This window comes from Streptomyces sp. NPDC047072, from assembly GCF_040643855.1.
Lineage (GTDB): Bacteria > Actinomycetota > Actinomycetes > Streptomycetales > Streptomycetaceae > Streptomyces.
The window spans coordinates 1-7756 of the sequence record NZ_JBEYVC010000293.1 but is presented as its reverse complement, the minus strand read 5'-3'; the positions used below and the strand labels follow the sequence as shown (position 1 = coordinate 7756).

Here is a 7756-nt window from a genome sequence, read left to right as displayed (position 1 = left end):
ATAAACGCGAGCCTTAGGGGTAATCCGTCGAGGCTTGGCGAGAAGACCCCTGAGAGCCAGAATGTCAGGAACCCGATACTTCCCGCTGCTATGAAGGCTTCTGTGATCACAGTTTGTTGCACCCGGCGCACCTGGTGCGTCGGCGGGCGGCAGGCAGCTGCCCAGGGTGCGGGGCCCCGGGCCGGCGGTCTGGTTCAGGGCTGGCCCATGGCCCCTCGGGGGGCCTGAGGGACGCGGGCCAGGGCACGAGCGGCCGGGGCCGCGGACTCGTGGGCCTGCTGCTCTTCTTCCTGCGCGTTGCGGGCTACGGGTGGATCGAAACGCCGCAGGATGCGGGCGATGGCGGCGGCGGCCGTACGGTCGTCCGAGTACAGGTCGCGCTCCCAGTACTCCCAGGGCGTGCCGCGCTTCGTCTCGATGTCGCCCATGTATCCGAGGTCTCCCCATTCGGCGCCGCCGGGGAAGCTCGACAGGCAGGTCCAGCCGTAGCCGTGCAGGTTCTCGGGGTCGATCTCGGTCACGACGAGGTGGCCCCACGGGGAGTGGTAGACGATGCACGGCGATGCCTCGGGCGCGCGGCGCGGGGTGCGCGGTGCGAGGGAGCGCAGCACGCGCGCGCTCGGGTAAAAGCGGTCGCCGCGCATCGCGTGCTGCGTCTCGAACAGCGGCATGTCGGAGAGCGGATGAAAACGGAGGGTACGCAGTCCCATGAGGTTCCTCTCGGTGCTCGGGTTTCGCTTCGCGGGCGGGAGACGGCCCCGGGACTGCACTGCGCCGGGGCCCTTCGGATCAGGCGAGGGACAGACCGGCCGCCGTGAGCGCGCCCGCCGCGCCCGCCGCGCCGTTGCCACGCGCCGTGCCGACGATGTGGTGAGGGTGGTCGGTCTCGTCCCACACGTACCAGCGGTCACCGCCGAGCCGAGGGGTCCATACCAGAACCAGAAGCCGGGGTGAGTTGGTGGAGCACCACGACCAGCGCCCCAACTGCTTGAACTCCAGCCCGGCAACAGCCGGGATCTCCGGCACGGGCCCGAACCGGCGTTCCGTTACGGCCAGGTGCTCGCGAGTGGGGACGATCGCCACGCGGGCGAGAGGGGTAGCGGCGTGCCCGCCGGGCAGCAGAGGTGCCCACGCGGCCCACTGTTCGGCCTCGCTCTTGCGGACGGGGCGTGCCGTCCACTGCTCGCCCGGCGCGAGTTGGAGTCCGCACTGCGTCAGGTGCCATCCGGCAGCCCGCAGCAGGCCCGCCGTCATCGCGCCGGACGTGAGCGACCCCAGATAGATTCCGTCCGGGTTGTTCTGCCGACCGGCCGCGCCGCGTTCGGTGAGCGGCTCGCGGTCGACCTCGTCGCCGCTCGCGTTGTACAGGCGCAGTGACGCGCCGCCCCCGGCCTGCGGGTACGCCAGCCGGATCTCGGCCGTGACCGGCCGCTCGTGCTCCTCGCTCTTGCGGATGCGCTGCAAGTGCTCGGCCTCGGCTTCGGCGGAGTACACATGGGACTGCTGTGCGGCCCGTTCGGTGGCGATCGGGGGCGCCGCTGCACGGTCGCCTTGTGCGTTGTCCGCCGCACGCTCCCGCTCGGCGGCGACAGCGTCGACCGCGAAGGCGACCGCGGCCTTGCGGCTGGTGCTGGTGCTGCCACGCTGGCGTCGTTTGCCGTCGACTTCGCGCACCATCCAGAACAGCATCCCGTGTTCGGACACCTGGAACGCTGCATAGGTGCGCTGGGGGAACTGGTGCCCGTAGAGCGTCTCGCCGGGGAGCGTGAACAGCCATCCGTCGACGCCGTACTCGGTGCCCTCCGGTCGCTGGCCGTTGGTGGGGGTGTAGCGGGTGTAGGACGGCCGATCGGTCTCTCGAACGATGCTACGGGCCGTGGTGGTCATGGCTGGGGGTTCCTCTCACTCGGTGGAGCGGGTGTTCTCCGGACGGCGGCGACCGCGCCCGGGCCGGTTGCGTGGCCGGGGCGCGGTCGCGCCGGGCGGGTCAGTCGCCCGTGCGGAGTTCGCGGATGGTGGCGGTGACGCGGGCAGCGATGTCGCCGAGTCCGTCGCTGGGCCACACACCGAAGAACTCGGTGCGGTGTGCTGCGGAGTGGGTCTCGATGTGCAGGACTCCGCTGTCGGAGACGGCGAGCGTGTAGCCGTTGCTCTCGCCGTCCGCCTGGAGGTAGGCGCGCGTACCCCACGCCCCAGGGTCTGCGGACCACTCGTCGCCGAGCAGATCGGCGGCGGCGCGGCCGATGTCGGAGACGGCGAACGGGTATTCGGTGCCGGGTTCGGGGTGGTAGTGGCCCGTTGCGTCGTCCAAGAAGGAGTCGCTGAAGGCCTTCTCGTACGCCCCGATGGTGTCCAGCACGACACGACCGGCGATGCTGCGGTACTTCCGGCGGCGGCCGAGCGGGGCGGCATGGGCGAAGCAGACGGACGCGATGGCGTCGTCCAACTGCTCGGCGGTGTCGGCCCAGACGTCGATGAAGCTGAGGGTCAACGCGTACTCGCGCATCTCGGTAAGCCGCATGACGAGCAACGGGGCCAGTCGCATGGGGAAGACGCAGTATCCGCCGTACGCGGCGCGGGCCTCGGGGGCGATCTGCGCATGGGAGAGCTTCATGATCAAGTTCCTTCGTGTGGGGCCGGTAGTCCTCCGGCCGGAAGCTGCGGGACGCGTCGGGAGCGCCCCGGGGAAAGGTGGGGCGAGCAAAGGGCGCCGTCTGGGCCGGCTCGCGGAGCGGGTCGCGCGAGCTCGTGCGCCGACCAAGCCGTGAGGCTCGGCGATTCGATGGACCCCGGCTCCCTGCGCGGCAGGGCCGGGGCGGGCAGTCGGGCCCTCAGTCCACGCTCAGCGGCTTGTAGGGCTGGTTGCGCTCCCAGTCCTCCGTGACGTCGCGGCCCTCGCGCATGACGTTGATCGTGTAGCCGTACGGGTGGATCACGCCCGACTCGCGGGCCGTCTCCTCGCCGTGCTCTTTGATGTCACGCGCGACGGCCGCCGTCAGCGCCTCGTAGGCGTCTTCGTAGGTGTCGAACTCCTCGATGTCGCCGGTCTCGCACACCAACCAGAACTCGGTCTGCTCGGGGTTCTCGTCCAAGGTGGTCTCCTTGGTGGAGCGTGGGTTCCGGGGGCTTGCCCTACCCCCTCTTGACATAGGTAAATCTATCTTTCTTGGGTGGGGTGGTCAACGTGAAACCGCAGCGCAACAGGGGTCAATCTCTGGGGACTTCGCCCTGCCCGCAGTACGTCGGAGAGGTGCAAGGGCGTATGGCGCCGCACACGGCCACGGCGCCGAGCCGCCCCCGGTCCTGTGCCGGAAGATGCGCCCTCCCCGTCCCGGCAAAGAAGAAGAGAGGGGTCCGAACGGACGGAGTGCAAGGACGCGGCGAAGCCCGGCCTTGCACTCCGTCCGCCGAGGGCCCCACACTCGATCGCCGGGAAGCGAAGGAGAGTGCCGACCTCGGCCTGTCCGCTCGGGGACGCCGTGGTCGGCGAGGGTCACGCGGGAGGCGTGAGGAGCTCGGCGACGGCCGTCTCGTCGTAGTACGGCGAATCTCCCACCGTGATGACGGGGGCAGGCGCGCTCTGCCGCTTAAGGAGGGTCTTCACCCGCTCGCGGCGCTGCGCGGGCGTGAGTGCGGGGGACGTCGCGGGCAGGCGCTCGGCGATCTGGCTGCGCGAGATCAGGCCGCGCCCGGGGAGAACAGCTTCGGCCGCCTTCCGGAGGTAGCGGGCCACGACGTCGGCGCTCACGTCGAGTTCCTCGGCCAGCATCCGGGTGGTGAGGTCCTCGTCGTTGTCGAGCGCCGAAAGCAGGCGTCGGGTCACTTCCTTGTGGCGGGTGTCCTGCGTGCCGGAGGCCGCTGCGATCTGGGCGGGCCGGGGACCGCTGTATCCCGGACGGGTGGTGTCGTACCAGAAGAACCAGGCGGAGACCTCGCTGGCATCACACCGGTGGTCGAACTCGTCGCGGGGCGGGAACGGCCGCTCGGGATGGTCTCCGTAGCCGGTGGCGAGGACCCGGACGGCGGTCGGCGTGACACCGCGCAGCCGCGCCATGTCCACCCAGCGCCACCGTTCGCCGGGCGTGTAGGGCATGCGTTGCGGCTCGGCGGAGAGCCGGGGCCCTCTGTGCGCTTCCGGAGTCTTCTCGTTGGGGCCGAAGAGCTGCTTGCGTACCCACTGGGCGCCTTCTTCCAAGGGGAAGAACTGGGCCCCGCGCGCGCCGGTGCGGGCGGTGGGCACAGAGTCCGGGTCGGCGCCCAGCCAGTTCCGCACCGTCTTCTCGGCGACGCCGGCGAGGTAGGCGAAGTCCCTGCGGGACAGTTCCCGGTTGGTGCACTGGAGCTCGGCGAGCCGCCGGTCGAACTGTTCTCTGGTCGTGGTCATCGTGGCTCATCCTGTCTCATGGCCAGGCTCTACACTGTCGGGTACTGCAACCGGGTCTCCGTGGAGATCTCCGATTGTGGGTTCCAGGGGTCGGCGGCTTTGCCCAAGTCAGCACACTTCGGTGGTGCTGGTACGGACCTCGTCCGTGTCGTCGGCCCCACTCCTTTTTCCGGGGGCGGTCGTGGACTGGCGCGAGGCGAACCACTCGGCCACCGCCTTCGCACAGGCGGAGGCATGGGCCGTGAGATTCGCGCCGGGCGGCGCCTCGTAGACCATCTCGATGTCGCAGTAGTCCGAGCCGTCATAGCCCTCGTACGCGGTGGCCGACAAGCCGCCGGGGTACTGGTCAATGGGGCAGTTTTTGACATTGAACTCCCAGCCGGTGCTGACGGCGACGTGCTCGTGATCCAGGGCCTGGTTCTGGGAGAGGTGCGGCGGGTGGGCGACGATGAAGTTCTCGTCGAGATCCGGGAAACCCGGGATCTCCAGGGCAGCGAGGGCATGCAGCAGCACCGCGGCGGCGGGGATGCGGGCAGGCGTGGTCATAGGAGTTGTGCCTTTCTGTATGAGGGGGCCGTGTGGTCCGGCGGCGGGCTGGAGAAGGTGGGGACTGCCTCCGGGGCGCGGTTGCCCGCGTCCCGGAGACGTGGGGTGGGTCAGCCGGGGAGGTGGGCGTTCGCGTTGGCGCGGATCCAGGACGCGGCGAACTGCGCGCAGTGGGCGGACTCTTCGGCGATGCCTCCCGGTAGGCGGGAGCCGCTGTAGAGGGTGTCGATCAGGTCGCCGTCGGCGTTGTGCAAGGTGATGGTCCACGGCTCGTCGTAGGCGCCGATCGGCCGGTCGGCGGAGTCGCCGGACTGGACGAAGAGGCAGGGGCCGGTGTGGACGGCCTCCCCGGCGGCAGCGGTGTCGAGCGGGACAACGCGGTAGGTGGCGCCGCATTCCCACATGGGAAATGACGGGACGCCGTAGGCGCCGAGGGCCGCGTGCAGAACGTCACCCTCGGTGGGGGCGGGCTCGTCGACGGGGCGCAGTTCGATGTAGCTGCCCGGCATGGCCACGGTGTACGCGCCGGAGGCATCAACGAGGATGCGAGCCTGCCGTACCTGCTGCCACAGACCCAGAACGAATTCGACGCGGTCAGCCGACAGAGGGAATGGGTGCTCGATCGGGTCACCGTCGTGCGAAGTGGCGTACGTGGCCGTGTAGTTGGCGGCGTGAGCGACCGAATGGGCCGGAGCGATCATGGTGCCGCGCTCGGGCAGGGGGTGCACGTCGTGGTGCGCCGCGCCGAGGGCCAGCCGATGTGCGGTGGCCACGACCTCGTAGGCGGCCGTGAGGGCTGATTCCTTCTCCAGGAGGTGCTGGCGGAGGATCCGGTTCCTGCCTGCGGTTCCAACGCCCTCGGAGCTGTAATCGGCGGGCAGAAGCGGCTGTTCGGCGCGGAACTGCGCAAGACGGCCGTCCGTCCTGCTGATCGCCCGCAGGTGCCCGGAAGCCGCCCTGCGGTGGAGGGCCACCACGGAGTGGGTTGCCGTCAGTTGTTGCCGGGCTACCGCGAGCCGTTCGCGGGCGGCGGTGCGCATGTCGTGTGTCTGCATGGGGTGCTCTTTCGTCGTGGGTTCAACTCCGGTGCGCGGCTTGCCCTGCCGCGCACCGGAGGGGGCTGGGGATATGCCGTCAGCTGATGGCGTCGGCCAGCGAACCGGCGAGGCGTCGCAGGGTCTGCGTCTGGCCCTCGTCGTCGGTGGTCTCCACCGCCTCGGTCACCGGGTCGAGGAGCTGTCGCAGCGTGCGCCGCATGCCCGCGTCTCCGGCGGCGGCCAGCACGTACATGAGGAGATCGGCGCAGATGGCTCCGGCCAGTTCGGGGGCGAAAGAGGCGTTGAACGTTGCCCAGCCGTCGGGCGCTGTGGCCCACCCCGGCGCGATGACGTTGCCTTCCCCGTCGGTCTTGGTGCCGTCCTCGCCGACCCAGCGGAGGGTGTAGGCCAGCTGGGCGCGTCCGCGTTCCACTGCGGTCGATTCGAGCAGCTCGGCGTAGTCGGTGGGCGCGTCGATCGGAAGAGGTCCGTCGAATTCCATGGAAGTCCTTTCACGTTGATGGGCTCGGTGCCGGTGCCCGGTCGCGTCCTGCCAGGCACCGGCAGCAAGTCGAGACGGCGAACCGCCACCGAGCGAGGGCCGCTTGGGCCTCTCGGCGACTTAAACCCCTTCTCGACATAGGTAAATCTATGTTTGTGTGTCGGAGTGGTCAACAGCATTTCGGCTCGCCGGACCCCCTATTTGCGGTTGGCGCAGCGTCTCGTGGTGGCCGCCCCGGTCCCGTTCATTCCAGGTGCGATCTGGCGGCGACCAGGTTGGTGCTCCAGATTCGGTCAGCTCCGGGCCAATTGGAGGATCCGCTTCAGGGGGAAGTTCTCCTTGAACGGCTTGCCCAGGTGTTCCTCGGCTCCCGCGTATTCCTCGAAGATGCCCGCATTGGCCTGCGCGGACGCGATCAGGTCCTGGCGGCTCGCCAGCGGGCACGCTCGGCAGCTGAGCCGCCCCACCAGCTCATAAGCGGGATGACAGGGGATGCCGTGGTCGACGTGGGCCTTCCAGACCTCATCGGTCTTGAGGTGATGGATCGGCAGCCAGGTGGTGACCTCGCGCAGTGTCTTCGCGGTCATCCGGTGCCGTTCGACGACCGGCTTCGCCGCTCGGGCCCGGGACTCCTCGGCCCGCATCCCCAACGCGTAACCGGCCCTGATCGGGCGTCCCAGGCGCAGTTCGGCGCCGAGCTCGTCGACGAAGACCCTCCCGACGGCCGTTTTTGTATCACTCGTGCAAAATCGTGCAAAATACCCGGGCCAGTTGCCGTGATCCATGATCCGGTCCCACAGGGAAGGCCACCGCTGGCTGCGGCGGACGGCGAACGGCACGTCGTACAGGGCGGCATGGTCGCGGGCCACTTCCAGGGCGCCCGGCCACTCGATCAGGTGCCCGTTCGGCGTGCGGCCCAGGTCGCAGTGGAGCACCCGGACCTTGTGCAGCTGGCCCGCCTGGTCGGCCTGCGTGCACACCTCGTGTACGAGGACACCGGAGTCTTTCCCGCCGCTGTCGCCGACGACCACGACGTCGTGCCGGTCCCAGTCGAACCCGGCCGGCTCCGCGGGCGCCGCCTCGGCCGGCGGGGTGAACAGTTCGAGCTGGGCGCATCCGGTACCGCATGGCGGGATGGATGTGAGGTGCTTGGTCACTTGAGGTCTCCCAAGGAATGAGGGGGTTCGGAAGAGCGCCCGGGCGCGTGCGGAGCGATGTCTCGCCGCGTGACGGCCATTGAAGGCACCGTCGGAGCGCCCAACCACCGTTCCGTCCGGGAACTTCAGC

9 protein-coding genes are annotated in these 7756 nt (G+C 69.6%); all 9 read right to left on the bottom strand.

Features of this window, described 5'->3' with window-relative positions:
• Positions 1 to 194: 194 nt before the first annotated feature.
• The 9 genes from ABZ896_RS51205 to ABZ896_RS51165 all read right to left on the bottom strand — a co-directional run bounded on the left by ABZ896_RS51205 (position 195) and on the right by ABZ896_RS51165 (position 7626).
• On the bottom strand, positions 195 to 710 hold the full coding sequence (locus ABZ896_RS51205) for a hypothetical protein (RefSeq protein WP_360945911.1): 516 nt from the start codon (positions 708 to 710) through the stop codon (positions 195 to 197).
• 79 nt (positions 711 to 789) lie between these two features.
• A complete protein-coding gene (locus tag ABZ896_RS51200) occupies positions 790 to 1887 on the bottom strand; it encodes a hypothetical protein (RefSeq protein WP_360945908.1) in 1098 nt (365 codons plus the stop codon).
• A gap of 100 nt (positions 1888 to 1987) precedes the next feature.
• Positions 1988 to 2614 carry a hypothetical protein gene (locus ABZ896_RS51195; RefSeq protein WP_360945905.1) on the bottom strand — a complete coding sequence of 209 codons (627 nt, stop codon included), beginning with the start codon at positions 2612 to 2614 and terminating at the stop codon, positions 1988 to 1990.
• A 217-nt stretch (positions 2615 to 2831) separates the two neighbouring features.
• Positions 2832 to 3092, bottom strand: coding sequence for a hypothetical protein (locus tag ABZ896_RS51190; RefSeq protein WP_360945902.1), 261 nt, complete (start codon positions 3090 to 3092; stop codon positions 2832 to 2834).
• Positions 3093 to 3493: 401 nt separating this feature from the next.
• Positions 3494 to 4384, bottom strand: coding sequence for a hypothetical protein (locus ABZ896_RS51185; protein WP_360945899.1), 891 nt, complete (start codon positions 4382 to 4384; stop codon positions 3494 to 3496).
• A gap of 108 nt (positions 4385 to 4492) precedes the next feature.
• Positions 4493 to 4930, bottom strand: coding sequence for a hypothetical protein (locus ABZ896_RS51180; RefSeq protein ID WP_360945896.1), 438 nt, complete (start codon positions 4928 to 4930; stop codon positions 4493 to 4495).
• Between the two features lie 110 nt (positions 4931 to 5040).
• On the bottom strand, positions 5041 to 5985 hold the full coding sequence (locus ABZ896_RS51175; RefSeq protein WP_360945893.1) for a hypothetical protein: 945 nt from the start codon (positions 5983 to 5985) through the stop codon (positions 5041 to 5043).
• 79 nt (positions 5986 to 6064) lie between these two features.
• Complete coding sequence (locus ABZ896_RS51170; RefSeq protein ID WP_360945890.1) at positions 6065 to 6469, bottom strand: hypothetical protein; 405 nt, start codon at positions 6467 to 6469, stop codon at positions 6065 to 6067.
• A 293-nt stretch (positions 6470 to 6762) separates the two neighbouring features.
• Complete coding sequence (locus ABZ896_RS51165) at positions 6763 to 7626, bottom strand: phosphoadenosine phosphosulfate reductase family protein (protein WP_360945887.1); 864 nt, start codon at positions 7624 to 7626, stop codon at positions 6763 to 6765.
• Positions 7627 to 7756 lie beyond the last annotated feature (130 nt).

Bases quoted from the DNA above. Each gene is read 5' to 3' on its own strand.
- ABZ896_RS51205 (WP_360945911.1), bottom strand. From the start codon at position 710: ATGGGACTGCGTACCCTCCGTTTTCATCCGCTCTCCGACATGCCGCTG.
- ABZ896_RS51200 (WP_360945908.1), bottom strand. From the start codon at position 1,887: ATGACCACCACGGCCCGTAGCATCGTTCGAGAGACCGATCGGCCGTCC.
- ABZ896_RS51195 (WP_360945905.1), bottom strand. From the start codon at position 2,614: ATGAAGCTCTCCCATGCGCAGATCGCCCCCGAGGCCCGCGCCGCGTAC.
- ABZ896_RS51185 (WP_360945899.1), bottom strand. From the start codon at position 4,384: ATGACCACGACCAGAGAACAGTTCGACCGGCGGCTCGCCGAGCTCCAG.
- ABZ896_RS51180 (WP_360945896.1), bottom strand. From the start codon at position 4,930: ATGACCACGCCTGCCCGCATCCCCGCCGCCGCGGTGCTGCTGCATGCC.
- ABZ896_RS51175 (WP_360945893.1), bottom strand. From the start codon at position 5,985: ATGCAGACACACGACATGCGCACCGCCGCCCGCGAACGGCTCGCGGTA.
- ABZ896_RS51170 (WP_360945890.1), bottom strand. From the start codon at position 6,469: ATGGAATTCGACGGACCTCTTCCGATCGACGCGCCCACCGACTACGCC.